Origin of the sequence: Streptomyces sp. NBC_00727 (genome assembly GCF_045161745.1) — a bacterium.
Lineage (GTDB): Bacteria > Actinomycetota > Actinomycetes > Streptomycetales > Streptomycetaceae > Streptomyces.
This window is the reverse complement of the sequence record NZ_CP108982.1, coordinates 93,905-108,509: the sequence shown is the minus strand read 5'-3', so window position 1 is coordinate 108,509 and position 14,605 is coordinate 93,905. Positions and strand designations below refer to the sequence as shown.

The window sequence follows — 14,605 nt, the reverse complement described above, 5'->3', positions numbered from 1 at the left end:
CCGTCCGACGGGACGTCAGGCGGCCGCGCCCTGCATGGCGTAGAAGTTGACGCCGAGCTGGTGGAACATGCCGCCCATGTCCAGCTGGTCCCAGTGCTCGGCCAGCAGGCCGTCCTCCACGCGCCAGATGTCGATCGACTGGAACGTCAGCGTGCGCCCGGTCGCCTCCACGCCGAAGAAGGCGCCCCGGTGGGTGCCCGAGTACTCGAAGCGCCCGGAGACGCGGTCGCCGTCCGAGATCACGTCGTGCACGGCGATCCTGATGTCCGGGAACGCGGCGAATATCTGCTTCCAGAACTCGGTGTTGGCCTCGATGCCGTCCTCGACCACGGGGTTGTGGTCGATGTGCCCGGGCGCGGTGTGCTCGCTCATCCGGCTGATGTCGTGATCGTTGATCATGTCGACGAAGGACTGGATGAGTGCGCGGTGGTCTGCCATGGGTGTGCCTTCCTCGTGCTCGCCTCAGGGAACGCTTCGAGGATCTGCACGGGTGGTCGAGCCGCCCTGGAGGCGGCCTGTTGGCGCGGCCGATCCCCCATCTGTTCTCAAGTGCCCGCTCCTAGCGTCGGGGCCATGAAGGCTCTCGTACTCTCCGGCGGGGCCGGAACCCGCCTGCGCCCCCTCACCCACACATCCGCCAAGCAGTTGGTGCCCGTGGCCAACAAGCCGGTGCTCTTCTACGGCCTGGAAGCGATCGCGGACGCCGGCATCAAGCAGGTCGGCATCATCGTCGGGAATACCGCCGACGAGATCATGGAGGCCGTCGGAGACGGCTCCGCGTTCGGCATCGAGGTGACCTACATCCCGCAGGAGGCACCCCTGGGCCTGGCCCACGCCGTGCTGATCGCACAGGACTTCCTCGGCGACGACGACTTCGTCATGTACCTCGGCGACAACTTCATCGTCGGCGGCATCACCGACCTCGTCGACGGCTTCCGCGCCGACCGGCCCGACGCGCAGATCCTGCTCACCAAGGTCTCCGACCCGAAGGCGTTCGGCGTCGCCGAGCTGGGCCCCGACGGCCGGGTCACCGGTCTGGAGGAGAAGCCCGAGCACCCCAAGAGCGACCTCGCCCTGGTCGGCGTCTACCTCTTCACGCCCGCCGTCCACGAGGCCGTCCGCTCCATCGAGCCGTCCCTGCGCGGCGAGCTGGAGATCACCCACGCCCTCCAGTGGCTCATCGACAACGGCCGCGACGTGCGCTCCACCACCATCTCCGGCTACTGGAAGGACACCGGCAACGTCACCGACATGCTGGAGGTCAACCGGTCCGTCCTGGAGACCTCGGAGCAGCGCATCGACGGCAGCGTCGACGAGAGCAGCGAGATCATCGGCCGCGTCCGGATCGAGGAGGGCGCCTGTGTCGTCGGCTCCCGCATCGTGGGCCCGGCGGTCATCGGTGCCGGCACCGTCGTCACGTCCTCGTACGTCGGACCCTTCACGTCCATCTCGCGCAACTGTGTGATCAGCGACAGCGAGATCGAATTCTCCATCGTGCTCGACGACTCCTCGCTCAACGGGGTCCGGCGCGTGGAGGCGTCGATCATCGGGCGGAACGTCGTGGTGACACCCGCCCCGCGGATGCCCGCGGCCCACCGTTTCGTCCTCGGCGACCACAGCAAGGTGCAGATCTCCTCATGACCGACACACGCATCCTCGTCACCGGCGGCGCCGGCTTCATCGGCTCCCACTACGTCCGTACGCTGCTGGGCCCCGAGGGCCCCGGCGACGTCACCGTGACCGTCCTCGACAAGCTCACCTACGCGGGCAACCCGGCCAACCTGGACGAGGTCCGGAGCAACCCCCGTTTCTCCTTCGTCCCGGGCGACATCTGCGACCGCGAGCTCGTCGCGAGGGTGGTGGCCGGGCACGACCAGATCGTGCACTTCGCCGCCGAGTCGCACGTCGACCGCTCCATCCAGGGCGCCGCGGAGTTCATCACGACCAACGTCCTGGGCACGCAGACCCTCCTGGACGCGGCGCTGCGCCGGCCGGGCGGCCCGGCCCGGTTCCTGCACGTGTCGACGGACGAGGTCTACGGGTCGATCGACGAGGGCTCCTGGCCGGAGACGGACCCACTGCGCCCCAACTCCCCGTACGCCGCCTCGAAGGCCTCCTCCGACCTGGTCGCACTGTCGTACCACCGCACCCACGGGCTCGACGTCCGGGTGACCCGCTGCTCGAACAACTACGGCCACCACCACTTCCCCGAGAAGGTCATCCCGCTGTTCGTCACCAACCTCCTGGACGGGCACAAGGTGCCGCTGTACGGGGAGGGGCTGAACGTGCGGGACTGGCTGCACATCGACGACCACGTCCAGGGCCTGGAGCTGGTGCGCACCGGCGGCCGCCCGGGCGAGGTCTACAACATCGGTGGTGGCACGGAGCTGAGCAACAAGGAGCTGACCGAACTGCTGCTGGAGCTGTCGGGCTCCACCTGGCAGAGCGTCGAGCACGTGGCCGACCGGCTCGGACACGACCTGCGCTACTCGGTCGACTGCACCAAGATCCGCGAGGAGCTGGGCTACCGGCCGCGCAAGGACTTCACGCAGGGGCTGCGGGAGACCTTCGACTGGTACCGGGACAACCGCGCCTGGTGGGAGCCGCTGAAGAACAAGGCCGCCCTGTGACCCGCTGGCTGGTCGCGGGTGCGCGGGGGCTGCTCGGCCGGGAGCTGCTGCCGGCTCTCGACCGGGCGGGCCGGCCGTACGTCGCCCTGGGCCACGAGGACCTGGACGTGACCGACCCCCGTGCCGTACGGGCGGCGATGACCGCGCACCGGCCGGGGGTCGTGGTCAACGCCGCCGCGTACACGGAGGTCGACGCGGCGGAGGCCGAGCCGGCCAGCGCCCTGCGGGTCAACGGCACGGGCCCGCGCCGGCTGGCCGCGGCGTGCGGGGAGTTCGGCGCGCTGCTGCTGCACGTCTCGACGGACTACGTGTTCTCCGGCGAGGCCCGCACGCCGTACGCCGAGGACGCCCGCCCGGCCCCGCTCGGCGCGTACGGCCGCTCCAAGCTGGAGGGCGAACGCGCGGTCCTGCAACTCCTCCCGTGGACCGGTTACGTGGCCCGCACCGCCTGGCTGTACGGGGACGGCGGCCGGGGCTTCGTCGGCACGCTGATCCGCCTGGAGCGCGAGCGGGAGTACGTCGAGGTCGCGGACGGGCAGTGCGGCCAGCCCACGTGGAGCGCGGACGCGGCGGACCGGCTGGTCGCGCTCGGCCTGGCGGCCCTGGGCGGCGCGGCGGCCCCCGGTGTGTACCACGCGACGAACGCCGGCTTGTGCACCCGCGTCGAGCTGGCCCGCGAGGTCTTCCGCCTCCTGGGCGCGGACCCGTCCCGCGTCCGCCCGGTCCCGGCCGCGTCCTTCGCGGCGCCCGCGCCCCGGCCGCGGTTCTCCGCGCTGGGCCATGCGCGGTGGGAGGCGGCGGGGCTGGGGGCGATGCGGGACTGGCGCGAGGCGCTGGCGGCGGCGTGGCCGGCGCTGCGGGCGGGGGTCGCGGTCGCCGGGTGAGGAGGCGGCGGGCCGGCCGCCGTCGCCGGGTGAGGTGGTGGCGTGGTGGCCAACTCGGCTCAGTACAGGCTGAGTCGGTGACCGGACCGCACTCCCCTGGTTAGGGTGCGCCCATGGCCACCGCGCGCGCCCACGAACCCGCCCTGCTCGATCCCAAGGGCCCGGGGATCACGGCCATCGCCTGCACCGTGGGCGCGATCCTGCTGCTGGGCGCCGGCGGGGCTGCCGTCTACGTCGCGGTCCGTACCGTCTCCGAGATCGGTGAGACCGGCGCCGGGTGGACATGGGCGGGCGCCGGTCTCTTCCTGGTCGCGGCGTTCGTCGCCTGCGTCGGTTGGTCGACCCTCTTCTCCGCCCGCTGGGAACGCCGGCTCACCGTCCGGCTCGCCGTCACCGGTGTCGATGCGACCGCCCTGGTCCTGTCGGTCTCCTCCGCCCCGCCGTCCCCGGCCGACGACCGGCAGGTCCGGCTGCTGATGCGTGTCGACGGCCCGGGGTTCGAACCGTTCGAGTGCACCTGCGACGTCCTGGCGTACCGGTTCGGAGACGCCGCACAGGGAACGGCGCTGTCGGCCCGAGTCGACCCGGTGACCCGCGTCTTCACCCTCGAACGAGCGCCCGCGCCGCCGGGCCCCGGCGCCGGGGGTGGCTGAGCCCGCCACGCGTACGGCGGGACGGTCACGGCCGCTGGAAGGTGACCTCCGGGTTGACGGCCGTCGGCCCGGCGAGCAGCGGCTGCGGTACGCCCTTGAGGTGCAGGTCGAAGAAGGCGGCGACGTAGTCGCGGGTGATGTCGCTGGAGCGGTCGGCGGGCAGCGGGGCCGAGGGGTCCTCGATGCCCAGTTCCGCGCCGAGGACCGGCATGTCGGTGAACGTGAAGTGGCCCGCCCCGGCGACGGTGAGCCACCGCTTCCAGCCGTCGAGGCGCTTCCAGTCCCGGTCCCAGGTGGTGTCGAAGGTACCGCCGGACGCGTGGTCGATGTCGGTTCCGAGCATCATGAACGGCCGGCCCCGGAGCCCCGCCGCGGGGACCGGGTCGTAGAAGGTCCCGTCCATGTTCACGCCCGCGCGCACGCGCCGGTCGGCGGCCATCGTGGACGCGGCGGAGTCACCGCCGATGGAGTGCCCGGCCATGCCGACGCGCCGCCGGTCGATCATCGAGGCGTGCCGCCAGGCGGGGTGGGCGCCCGTCAGCCGGTCCAGCAGGAACGACACGTCCTTCGCCCGGCCCCGGGCGACCTCCGCAAGGCCCGCGTCACCGACCCGCTCCACGTAGTCGCAGGCGGCACAGGGCAGGACGCGCCCTCCGGGGAAGACGGTGGCGACGGACTCGTGGGCGTGGTCCACCGCCGCGACGACGTAACCCCGGGAGGCCAGGTCCGTCGCGAGGGACGTCAGCGTGAAGCGGCTCTGCCCGAACCCGGGCGACAGCACGACGAGCGGGAACCGCCCGCGCGCGGGCGCCGCGCCGATCCGCGCGCGCGTCTCGGTGGCCGCGACCACCCCGGGCTCGACGAGCCTGCCGAAGCCCCGGGACTCCAGCAGTAGTTCCGCCTCCTTCGCGCTCATGTACGGCGCGGGCACCCCGCTCCCGGCGCGTGCCGGGTAGAACACGGACGCCAGCAGCTCGCGTGCGCCGGCCTCCGGTACGTACGGGTCGGCGCGGCCGGTGTCCCGCAGGTGCAGGGTGTTCTCGCCGACGGCGTACGGCCCGCTCGGCGCGGGCAGCCGAAGCTGCGGGGCGGTGGCGGTGTGCGCGGTCCTGCTCTCGGCGGGTGCCGGGGAGGAGGCGACGGCCGGGGCGACGGCGGTGGCACCCAGGGCGAGGACTAGGAGCGAGGCGGCAAGGCCGCGGTGACGAGTTCTCATGATCGGAACGCTAGGCGCGGACCGGGTACCTCAACGTCCGCCCACAGGCTGCCGTTTGGTACCTCCGTGGTCGCATGTACGCGGCTGCGCGTCGTACCACGGGCCTACCGGCGGCCCGCGTAGTACGCGTGCAGCGCGGCCTCGCTGCCGGAGCCCAGGGCGGTCATGATCCGCTGGTAGCGCGCGGAGCGGAGGTCGCCGGCGACGAGGACGCGGGGGTGCTGGTCGGCGGGCGGGCAGTACCCGTCGGCGCCCCGGACCAGGTCGCCTGCCGGGGCGGCGGGCGCGCTGCCGAGGCTGAGGTACACGGCGTCCGCCGCGAGCCTCCGCCGTACGCCGTCCGCGCCCACCGCCTCCACCGCCCCGCTGTCCGCGAGCGTCAGGTGCTCCACGGGCAGGAGCGTGACCCGGGGGTCCTCGCGGATCTCCTCGGTCTTGTACGCGTCGGCCGCCGGGTACGCCACGAGGAGCCGGGTGCCGGTGTCCGGACGGGCGCGCAGGAAGGTCCCGATCGGGCGGTCGCCGCCGAGGACGAGGAGGGTGAGGCCCTCTTCCGCTTCGGCCTGCCAGAGCGGCGGCAGCGTCAGCCCCTCCGGTGCGGTGATCCAGCCGGCGTCGCGCGGCTGGAGCGGCCCGACCCCGGTGGCGTGATCCAGCCGGCGTCGCGCGGCTGGAGCGGCCCGACCCCGGTGGCGACGACTGCGTACGGGGCGGTGATCCGGCCCCCGCTGTCGAGCGTCACGGCCACGTGGTCGTCGTAGGCGCGAAGCTCTCTGACGCGCCGCCCCAGTTCGACCCGGCACAGCTCCGTGCCCCTGGTCGGTGTCGTACAGGTGCCAGTCCACTGAGGCGCGTCCACTCTGCGGGTCGGCCGGGTTGTGGGCAGGCGCTGTCGTGGGCCTGGAGCGGGTCCACTCGGTCACTGCAACTCCTCGCGGGCAGAAAGCTCGATCGCGTCGGCAACCCTGGTCAGAACCTCAGTGCTCGCCGGGACGTCGTGGTTGAGCCTGACCGCTCGGTGCGGCAGCCCAGCGAGCCGCGCCGCGACCTCGGCTCTCGCGCTCTCACGGCCGCCGGCGTCCACGCCCTGCGCCTGCCCGAAGACGTCGGGGTACCGGTCCTCGGTCGCCCCCGACATGAAGTCCGCCTCGCTCAGCGTTCGGGTGCCGGCGGTGGTGTCCGGGGACGCGTCGGCGTCGATCCGGGGGAAGAGGAGGCCGGCTGCCCGGCCGCCGGTGGCCAGCGGCACGCCGAACAACCCCGGGAACTGGTCCGGGAACACCTGGACCTTCCGTTCCCGCTTCACGTTCTCCCACAGCGGCGTGTGATCGCCGGCGAGCAGCGCCTCGGTCACCGACTTGTGCTGAGTCGGGTGGAAGCTGCCCCCCTTCTGCAGTTGCTCCCGCGCGGTGACGTCCCAGCCGAGCGAGTGCAGCAGCCCCAGGCCGACCGCGGCAGCGGACGGCCACGGCACCACCTCGACGCCCTTCTCCCCGCTGGGCCGGACCCATACCCGGTCGTTGGCGAGGAGCTGCCAGCCGCATGAGGCAAGCAGCAAAGCCGTGGTGGTCTTCCCGGCCCCCTTGCCGCCCAATGTGAGGAGGGTCGCGCCGTCCTCGGGCCGCACGACGGCTGACGAGTGGAGCACGGCCCACCCATCGCGGAGGAGCTGACCACGGATCGCCTCCCGCGCGATGCGCGCGGCGGCCAGAGCGAGCGGCTGAACGTCGATACCGGCCAGAACGAGACGGCCCGACGACGGTGTGCTGCGGTACGCGATGCCCTCGCTCGACGACATCGCGACGATGTCCTCTCCGTCCTGCGCCACCAGCAGCTCGTGCTTCGCGTAGTCGACCGTGTGCGTGGGCCGGCCGTCGTTGACGAGGCAGGCGACCGCCTCGTCCGCGGGGTCGCTGCATCCTCCAGAGCGGCCCGAAGCGCCGCTGCGTCGGTGAGGAGCCTGTCGTCCACCGGACCGACCCGCCAGTGCGGGCCAGGCCCGGAGGTACGTCTCGGAGGCGGGAATACGACATGAGCGCCAGGCCCGAGGATTCGGGCACCAGGCACATCGGAGGGCTTCCATGTGGCCGCCGACCCGGGGGTGATGAAGAAATACATGCACCCCTCGTGCGGGTCCTGAAGGGCTGCTCCGACGCGGCTTCCAAGGACGGAGACCGCGTCACTGCCAACGCTCCGTGGCACGCGGACCGCGTCCCAAGTCTGGCCGGCACCTTCTAACCGGCAGCTCTTGATGGTGGTGGTCATGGACGACAACTTGGCCTCCTGGCAGCTGAGCGACCGTCCTAGGTTGGCGGGTCCCCCTCTCAATTCCGAGGACTCCCAGAGGACTCTTCTCGTCATAAAAGAGGGCCTTCATGCACCCTTCCGGGGAAGGGTGGTCAGCCAGGAGGGCTTGGTGTGACACTGGCAGCATTGCCGTGAGGGAGGACTACCATGCCACCGAAGCCCAGCAACATCCGCCTGAAGTCTGCTCGCCTCGCCGCCGGCTACCACTCCCAGCAAGCCCTCGCCACTGCGCTCGGCGTCGGTGTGCGGCAGGTACGCCGGTGGGAGTCCGAGAACCCGCCCTGGCCACACCCCGACCTCGGGGCAGCCCTCACGCGGACCCTCGGTCAGGACCTCGACGCGCTGGGGTTCACCCCTCCCGGCGGACGCGAGGGCCCAGGCGCAAGGCGCCGCGGCCTGGCAGGGGCCCAGGTCGGCCTTACCACCGTTCCCTCCCAAGCGACCGCCACCATGCAACCAGCCTCCGTTGCCGCCGACTTCGAGGCCGTGACCCGGTCGCATCGACGCCTCTACTGGTCAGTCGCCCCGGCCACCCTCCACCCGGCCGCAATCGCGCATGCCAACCTCGGCTGTGCTCTTCTTCCAGAGGCGGCTGGACAGACCCGCCAAGCTGTGGCGACGGCGCTCGCAGAGACGTGGCTGCTGGCGGGGCGAATCGAGTTCTTCGACCTATGCGAACCGGACCGAGCGAGCACTACCTACCTTCGCGCCCTTCAGGCCGCGGGCGAGGCCGACGCCCCTCTGCTCGGCTCCGCCGTCCTCGCTCACACCGCTTTCATCCCGGCTTGGGCCGGCAAGCGGGACGAGGCGGCAGAGCGGATGGTCGCCGCCCGGACCTACGCCCGTCGTGGTGCGCCGTCAGCGGAGTTCCTGGCATGGCTGGACGCGGTCGAGGCCGAGTGTGAGACCCGGTGCGGCAACACCAGGACGGCTCTCCACCTGATTGGCCACGCAGAGGACGTGCTCGCCGCAGGGACCGAACACCCGTCGCCCGACTGGCTGGACTGGTTCAGCCCGGTGCGCCTGGCTGCCTTCAAGGGGAACACCCAGCTGAGGGCCGGCCACCTGCCGCAGGCCCGGACGACGCTCCTCGGGGTTCTCGCTGAAATGCCGGCCGCCGAGGACAAGCAACGCACCGTGGTCTACGGAGACCTGGCCGCGGTCGAGGCGGCGGCGGGGAACCCCGACGGTGCGTGCGAGTACGCCCGGCGCGCCCTCGATCAGCTGGAGGCGACCTGGTACGCGACAGGAATGGACCGGGTGCGGGAAGTGCGACGGGCACTGGCCTCGCACCAGCACGAGCAATGCGTACGTGACCTCGATGACCGGTTGTACGGGTGGTCGACGACGGTCAGCGCCCTCGCGCGTTGAACTCCGCGATCTTCGGCGAGAGTTCAAGGAGGGATTCTACGCGGAACGTTGGAAGGTCGAGGGCCTCGTCGGTGTTCCACTGGATCGTCGCCCACGGGCCACGATGCACCAGTGCGGTGAGCATCCCGGCAGACGCGCCGGGGCGCAGATCGTTGTCCACGCGATCTCCGACGTAGAGGATCTCCCCAAGGGCGGCGGGCACTGCCTCGGCCACGCGGTGGAAGAAGGCCGGGTCGGGCTTGCTCGCGCCCCAGTCGTCGGAGGTGCCGATCAGGTCAACGTCCTTGGAGAACAGTTCGCGAAGGATGGTGCCGGCCCGGACTGTCTGGTTACCGGCAACGCCGAGCCACAGACCGTCGGCTCGCAGAGTGCGCAGGGCGCCTCGGACATCGGGGTACAGGTCTTCCTCCCCGAAGTGTTCCGGCTTGCCGGCTTCGGCGCGGCGCTCGCGTTCGGCGTACAGGTCGAAGCCGGGCCGGAACTCCTGGAAGACGTCTCGGTAATCGCGGCCTTGGGCGATGACGGCCCCGAACATGGCCGCGAAAGTATGACGCGGGACGTCAAGCCAGTCGGCCCAGGTCCCGTACTCGCGGGTCTCGTCAACCAGACACTCACCGACGTCGAATACGACTGCGCGAATCATGCGCCGATCCTACGTGGGCCGATTGTCAGCTCGGCATACGTCACTCAGCCTTCGAGGCAACGGTCAAGCTTCGGCGACCAGAGCACTGTGGCGTCGCAGGGCAGGTCCGCGCCGCGCCTGCAGCTCACTCGAACATGGGCACGACACACTGCCGCCCGATCCGCTTCCCCACCCTGCACACCTGACGCGCCATGTGGCTGACGCGCCTCGCGGGCGCGTGCGGCGGGACGCTCTCCAGCACCAGCGACCTCAACCGGTTCCTGACCGCCCTCCAGGATGGCCGGCTGCTGAAACCGGCGCAGTTCAGGAGGATGATGGGGAGGCGGTCTGTATCTCTGCGGTGGCCTGGGACCGGGATGTCTTAGCACCGGCCACGCCCACGTCGATGGTCCGGGGGTCGACGGCTTCGAGCGGTGAGCCGACCGCGTAAGGGCCATCGGGGTCGTCGGGTCGGTTGGGGCGGTCGTGCGGCAGGAGGTAGAAGGTACGGCGGACGAACAGGCCGCTGTCTGGCAATGCCCGCGCCTTCGGCGTGAGGTTGGTGTAGCCGACGAGCCGGCCGTCGCGTTCGTAGCGGGGCCTGCCCCGGCGAGTGGTGACCTTGTCGAGGGCCTGACGAACGTAGTCGAGATCCTCGGTGTTCTCCAGCCAGACGACTTCGGCTTCCTGGGCGAGATCGCCTTCTCTCGGGATCGCGCTCACGTCGCCTCCTGATTGTCCACGGCCGGCTGCCCGCCGCCTGGGGTTGCGTTCATACCACCGCACCTTCGGTGGAGCGCGCGGGAGCGCTGATGACGATCCCATCCATCGTACGGTTGTTCTTCCCTCAGCCTTGGAGTGCCGGTCGTCGTCATTGCGGTGTTCCGTCCTCGTCGCCGCTCTCCGTGAGGAGGGCGAGGCCGGGGTAGAGCTTGGTCGCGTTGTTCTTGATCATGTCCGCCGGTGAGGCCAGACCGAGCTCCTGGCGGATGCGGGCGGCGAAGGCCCGGCTCGTGGAGGGGCGGATCATAGCGAAACTTATCGGCGTAGAGCCGGGCGAACAGCTTCGCGTTGCCACGGTCGGTCAGCGCGCCCGGCAACACCCGCTCGTCCGGGGCCGGATAGCGGCCTTCCAGTTGCTGGGCGGGCAGCACCGGCTGCTCCGCCACCAGGTCGCGGTCGCGCTCAAGGATTTGTTCGGCTGCGCGCTGCGCGTCGAAGCGGTCCGGCTCGGCGTTCATGACCGTCCTCGGAGATGGACTCGGTGCTTGGCTTACGCGCACGGCACTCGACGGACGGTCCTGCCCCCTGAAGGCCCGGGCCAACGACGTGGCCGGAAGGTGCTTCCGACCAGCAGCGCCGTCGTCCGGCACGGCGGGAACCGTCGACGGAGTTCCGGGCTGAGGGTGCAACGGCTGTCCTTGTCGCATACGTGCTGGGCCGTGTCGCCCCGACGCAACCCGCCTGCCACGGCCTCACTGGGAGGTGCGGGCTCAACGGGACTGACGGGACTGAGCTGTCGGCATTGCGAAAGAGAACGTAGTCCACTTCCCCGACCTCGGAAGTGCTCCTTCCTCAAGTCCCGGAACTTGAGTCCCGTCAGCCGCTGAGGACTTCAGTCCCGTTCCACATCGATACAGGTCAGGAACTTGTGGACCTCCCGTACGGGACTGACGGGACTGAATGCGTCAGTTATGAGCTACACAGAGCACTGCTCGTATGTGCGCGCCCGCGCGTACACGACAGTACATATGTGGGTGATAACCCCCAGGCTCAGCCCCGTCAGTCCCGTGGATGAGGTGGTTACCTCAGCTGACCTGGCTTTTCTCCGTACGGGACTGAACGGGACCGAAGCGTCACGGGAGCGACCACGCTGCTTTCCGGCCCGTACGGTGCCCCCGCCGGCACAGCCTGATGGACGACCTCGCGGTGGACGCACCGGTGCCCCTGACCATGACCAGTCCGGGGTACCGGGCCCGGGACTGCAACATCAAGCGGGCGCTGGTCCGCCGTATGGCAGGCCACCGGCACAGGCATCGCCTACGCTGCCCCGCATGCCCGAAATCACCGCACCCGTGCCGCGCGACGACCGTCCCGAGGACTCCCGGCGGGAGCGGCTGCGGCGGACGTTCGACGAGGACGCGGAGCTGTACGACCGGGCCAGGCCGGGATATCCGCCGGCGCTCTACGACGACCTCGTGGAACTCGCGGGGGCCCGTCCCGGCAGCCGCGTGCTGGAGGTGGGCTGCGGGACCGGTCAGGCGACGGTGCCGCTGGCCGGGCGGGGCTGCCGGATCACGGCCGTCGAGGCGGGGCCGAGCATGGCCGCGGTCGCCCGGCGCAATCTGGCCGGGGCGGCGGACGTGGAGGTGGTGACGGCAGAGTTCGAGAGCTGGCCGCTGCCCGCGGAGCCGTACGACACCGTGCTCGCGGTGACCTCGTTCCACTGGATCGACCCGGCGGTGCGCGCGTCCAGGGCCGCCGACGCGCTGCGCCCCGGCGGGGCGCTCGCCGTGGTGCGCACGCAGCATGTGGCGGGCGGCACCGGGGAGTTCTTCACCGAGGTCCAGCGCTGCTACGAGCGGTTCGACCCGGACACGAAGCCCGGGACCCGGCCCCCGCGGCCGCCGAGGTCGGCAACGCGGACCACGCGGAGGAGGTGGCGCGCAGCGGCCGCTTCGGCCCGACGGTCTTCCGGCGCTACGAGCACGACGTCACGTACACCGCGGCGGAGTACCTGGACGTGCTGCGGACGTACTCGGGCCACCGGGCCCTTCCGGAGGACGCCCGTCGCGGGCTGCTGGACTCCATCGCGGAGCTGATCGACGAGCGCCACGGGGGGGCAGGGTGACGAAGCGTTACCTGTTCGAGCTGGGAGTCTCCCGCAGGCGGTAGCCGCTAACCGCTCACGCCCGCGATCCCCCAGCCCCGGCGGGCGGCCTGGGCCAGGACCTCGCCCCAGCCGGTCAGGAGGCGTACGAACGCGTCGAAGTCGGGGATCCACCCCTCGGGCAGGGCGGCGTGCTCGTCGAAGGGCGCGCGCAGCTCGTCGAGCCGGGGCCGTACGCGCTCCCAGGTCGCGAGCAGTTCCCGTACGCGCTCCGGCGAACACGCCACCAGCACGCTGTCGTGGGAGAAGAAGGCGCGGTCCTCGCTCTCCTCGTCGTCGAAGTCCGGCCCGTCCCAGGTCAGCCCGCCGAGCAGAGCGTCCAGCTCCGCCCGCACAGTCGGGCCGACGTGCTCGCGCGTCCTCTCCCAGCCCTCCCCCACCCAGAAGTGCGGCTTGAACGAACCGGCGGTGCCGGGGAACTCGTACACGCCGAAGCGCGCGCGGTGCGGCCCGCGCGGCCACTCCCAGCCGCCGTCGGTCCCGGGCGCCTCGTCGTCCCACAGCCCGGTCTCGTCGCCGTACCAGGCGTTCCGCAGCCGCGACAGCCGCTCCCGGGGCGGGACCTCGGCCAGCCACGGCCAGTCGGCGATCAGCGTGGTGATGTCGAGGCCCATGCGGTGAGCCTATCGACCGTCAGGCCCCCTCCGACGAGGTCACCCGAGCCAGCACCACGCCCCCGATGATCAGGGCGAGGGCGGCGACGCCTTCCGGGCCGCCGCCGACGCCTCGCGGGACGCGTCGGTGACGCCGGACCGGGCGAAGGCTGCGCCGGGATAGCTGCGGGGTGACGGGGCGCAAACGTCAACCAGTCGCAGCTTGATAGATCTGACGATTTACCCCGATCGGGGCCAATTGGCCCGTTTCACCGGGCTACCGGCCGGGCGGCGTGGATGATCCCGGACGAGGTGCCCTCCGCCCCGGAGGAGCCGACCGGCCCCGGGGCGCCCTTCGCCCACCCTGGAGAAACCATGCGACACCGTGTGTCCCGCCTGCGCACGCGCGCCCTGGCCGTCGGGCTCGCGCTCGCGGCGTCCGCGCTGATGCCCTCCGGCTCCGCCGGTGCGGCCGACTCGTACGAGTGGGCCGCATTGGGCGACTCGTACACCGCCGGCGTCTTCGTCGGGACCCCGCAGCCCGCGCTGGGCGACGCCTCACGCGACGGCTGCGACCGGACCACGGACGCGTACCCGGACGTCGTGGACCGGGAGCTCGCCGAGTTCCCGCCGGGCAAGCCCGTCCACCTGACCAACGTCAGCTGCGGCGCCGCCGTCATCTCCGACATCACCAAGACCCGGCAGACCCCGATCAGCCCGGTCCAGCCGCCCGCCGCCGGCTGGCCGTCGGTGGACCCGCAGATCCAGCGGGCCGCCCTCAGCGAGAGCACCGACGTCGTCACCATCGGCGTCGGCGGCAACAGCCTGCCCTTCGGCGGCATGCTGCTCAAGTGCCTCGAACAGGGCGCGGCCGGCACGTCCTGCCGCGACCACTACACCAACCCGCCCGCGGGCGAGGAGAGCATCAACGAGAAGCTCGCCCGGGTCCAGGACGAGTACATCGAAATGCTGGCCGAAGTACACCAGGCCGCGCCCAACGCCAAGGTCGTCACGGTCGGCTACCCGGCCGTACTCCCCGACAACAGCGGAGACTGCAACCGCCTGTCGCTCACCGAGCTGGGTTCGATCAGCCACTCCGACATCGACTGGCTCCGCGAGGACGTCCTCAAGCAGCTGAACAGCACGATCCAGCGGGTAAGCAACTTCTTCGGCGACCGCTACGTGGACGTCTACGCCTCCAGCGTGGGCCACGACGCCTGCCAGCCGGCCGGCACCAAGTGGGTCGAGGGCATCTGCGGCGACGCCGAGGCCTACTGGCCCGCCAAGCTCCCCGGCACCCTGCTGAACTGCGGCATCATCAACAAGCGCGCCACCCTGGTCCACCCCAACGCCGCCGGCCACGCCAACACGGCGGCCCACGTCGAACGCGCCATCCGCATCGCTCTCCTCGAACGCTGACCGTGCGGACGTGACGGTGG

The 14,605-nt window shown here is 71.4% G+C and carries 13 protein-coding genes and 2 pseudogenes; 7 read left to right on the top strand and 8 right to left on the bottom strand.

Features of this window, described 5'->3' with window-relative positions; genetic code table 11:
• Positions 1-15: 15 nt before the first annotated feature.
• Entirely contained in the window at positions 16-438 is a 423-nt protein-coding gene (locus OG242_RS32395; RefSeq protein ID WP_331738966.1) for an ester cyclase, read from the bottom strand.
• 135 nt (positions 439-573) lie between these two features.
• Between OG242_RS32395 and OG242_RS32390 the strand changes: the two genes are divergently transcribed.
• The 4 genes from OG242_RS32390 (at position 574) to OG242_RS32375 (ending at position 4,167) form a co-directional block, all read left to right on the top strand.
• Positions 574-1,641 carry a glucose-1-phosphate thymidylyltransferase gene (locus OG242_RS32390; RefSeq protein ID WP_331738963.1) on the top strand — a complete coding sequence of 356 codons (1,068 nt, stop codon included), beginning with the start codon at positions 574-576 and terminating at the stop codon, positions 1,639-1,641.
• Positions 1,638-2,630: a dTDP-glucose 4,6-dehydratase gene (gene rfbB, locus OG242_RS32385; RefSeq protein ID WP_331738960.1), complete on the top strand. Its 993-nt coding sequence runs from the start codon at positions 1,638-1,640 to the stop codon at positions 2,628-2,630. The genes OG242_RS32390 and rfbB overlap by 4 nt, the downstream gene beginning before the upstream one ends.
• A complete protein-coding gene (rfbD, locus tag OG242_RS32380) occupies positions 2,627-3,514 on the top strand; it encodes a dTDP-4-dehydrorhamnose reductase (protein ID WP_331738957.1) in 888 nt (295 codons plus the stop codon). Before rfbB ends, rfbD begins: the two co-directional genes overlap by 4 nt.
• A 113-nt stretch (positions 3,515-3,627) precedes the next feature.
• The gene (locus tag OG242_RS32375; protein WP_331738954.1) at positions 3,628-4,167 is read left to right on the top strand and encodes a hypothetical protein; all 540 of its coding nucleotides are present in this window, start codon (positions 3,628-3,630) and stop codon (positions 4,165-4,167) included.
• A gap of 25 nt (positions 4,168-4,192) precedes the next feature.
• Here OG242_RS32375 and OG242_RS32370 read toward each other — a convergent pair whose 3' ends face one another.
• The 3 genes and pseudogenes from OG242_RS32370 to OG242_RS32360 form a co-directional block, all read right to left on the bottom strand.
• Positions 4,193-5,383 carry an alpha/beta hydrolase gene (locus tag OG242_RS32370; RefSeq protein WP_331738951.1) on the bottom strand — a complete coding sequence of 397 codons (1,191 nt, stop codon included), beginning with the start codon at positions 5,381-5,383 and terminating at the stop codon, positions 4,193-4,195.
• Positions 5,384-5,487: 104 nt separating this feature from the next.
• Positions 5,488-6,197 (bottom strand): annotated as a pseudogene (locus OG242_RS32365) (FAD-dependent oxidoreductase); the annotation flags it as partial.
• Between the two features lie 105 nt (positions 6,198-6,302).
• Positions 6,303-7,211 carry a hypothetical protein gene (locus OG242_RS32360; RefSeq protein ID WP_331738948.1) on the bottom strand — a complete coding sequence of 303 codons (909 nt, stop codon included), beginning with the start codon at positions 7,209-7,211 and terminating at the stop codon, positions 6,303-6,305.
• Between the two features lie 626 nt (positions 7,212-7,837).
• Here OG242_RS32360 and OG242_RS32355 point away from each other — a divergent pair.
• The gene (locus tag OG242_RS32355) at positions 7,838-9,061 is read left to right on the top strand and encodes a helix-turn-helix transcriptional regulator (protein ID WP_331738945.1); all 1,224 of its coding nucleotides are present in this window, start codon (positions 7,838-7,840) and stop codon (positions 9,059-9,061) included.
• Here OG242_RS32355 and OG242_RS32350 read toward each other — a convergent pair.
• From OG242_RS32350 to OG242_RS32340, 3 genes are all read right to left on the bottom strand, one after another.
• Positions 9,042-9,704 carry an HAD family hydrolase gene (locus OG242_RS32350; RefSeq protein WP_331738942.1) on the bottom strand — a complete coding sequence of 221 codons (663 nt, stop codon included), beginning with the start codon at positions 9,702-9,704 and terminating at the stop codon, positions 9,042-9,044. The two genes, OG242_RS32355 and OG242_RS32350, sit on opposite strands and share 20 nt — an antisense overlap.
• Positions 9,705-10,007: 303 nt before the next feature.
• Entirely contained in the window at positions 10,008-10,406 is a 399-nt protein-coding gene (locus OG242_RS32345; protein ID WP_331738939.1) for a DUF6009 family protein, read from the bottom strand.
• 148 nt (positions 10,407-10,554) lie between these two features.
• Entirely contained in the window at positions 10,555-10,713 is a 159-nt protein-coding gene (locus OG242_RS32340; protein WP_331738936.1) for a hypothetical protein, read from the bottom strand.
• Positions 10,714-11,737: 1,024 nt separating this feature from the next.
• Between OG242_RS32340 and OG242_RS32335 the strand changes: the two are divergent.
• A pseudogene (locus tag OG242_RS32335) lies at positions 11,738-12,578 on the top strand (class I SAM-dependent methyltransferase).
• Positions 12,579-12,581: 3 nt separating this feature from the next.
• Here the strand turns inward: OG242_RS32335 and OG242_RS32330 are convergent.
• Positions 12,582-13,187, bottom strand: a complete 606-nt coding sequence (locus tag OG242_RS32330) for a hypothetical protein (RefSeq protein WP_331738933.1) — start codon at positions 13,185-13,187, stop codon at positions 12,582-12,584.
• A 354-nt stretch (positions 13,188-13,541) separates the two neighbouring features.
• Between OG242_RS32330 and OG242_RS32325 the strand changes: the two genes are divergently transcribed.
• Positions 13,542-14,585, top strand: a complete 1,044-nt coding sequence (locus OG242_RS32325; protein ID WP_405901797.1) for an SGNH/GDSL hydrolase family protein — start codon at positions 13,542-13,544, stop codon at positions 14,583-14,585.
• The last annotated feature ends 20 nt before the right edge of the window (positions 14,586-14,605 follow it).

What these genes read in the sequence shown, in the direction of transcription:
- OG242_RS32350 (WP_331738942.1), bottom strand. Translation starts at nt 9,704, where the DNA reads ATGATTCGCGCAGTCGTATTCGACGTCGGTGAGTGTCTGGTTGACGAG.
- OG242_RS32355 (WP_331738945.1), top strand. Translation starts at nt 7,838, where the DNA reads ATGCCACCGAAGCCCAGCAACATCCGCCTGAAGTCTGCTCGCCTCGCC.
- OG242_RS32390 (WP_331738963.1), top strand. Translation starts at nt 574, where the DNA reads ATGAAGGCTCTCGTACTCTCCGGCGGGGCCGGAACCCGCCTGCGCCCC.
- OG242_RS32330 (WP_331738933.1), bottom strand. Translation starts at nt 13,187, where the DNA reads ATGGGCCTCGACATCACCACGCTGATCGCCGACTGGCCGTGGCTGGCC.
- OG242_RS32370 (WP_331738951.1), bottom strand. Translation starts at nt 5,383, where the DNA reads ATGAGAACTCGTCACCGCGGCCTTGCCGCCTCGCTCCTAGTCCTCGCC.
- rfbB (WP_331738960.1), top strand. Translation starts at nt 1,638, where the DNA reads ATGACCGACACACGCATCCTCGTCACCGGCGGCGCCGGCTTCATCGGC.
- OG242_RS32325 (WP_405901797.1), top strand. Translation starts at nt 13,542, where the DNA reads ATGCGACACCGTGTGTCCCGCCTGCGCACGCGCGCCCTGGCCGTCGGG.
- OG242_RS32340 (WP_331738936.1), bottom strand. Translation starts at nt 10,713, where the DNA reads ATGATCCGCCCCTCCACGAGCCGGGCCTTCGCCGCCCGCATCCGCCAG.
- OG242_RS32395 (WP_331738966.1), bottom strand. Translation starts at nt 438, where the DNA reads ATGGCAGACCACCGCGCACTCATCCAGTCCTTCGTCGACATGATCAAC.
- OG242_RS32375 (WP_331738954.1), top strand. Translation starts at nt 3,628, where the DNA reads ATGGCCACCGCGCGCGCCCACGAACCCGCCCTGCTCGATCCCAAGGGC.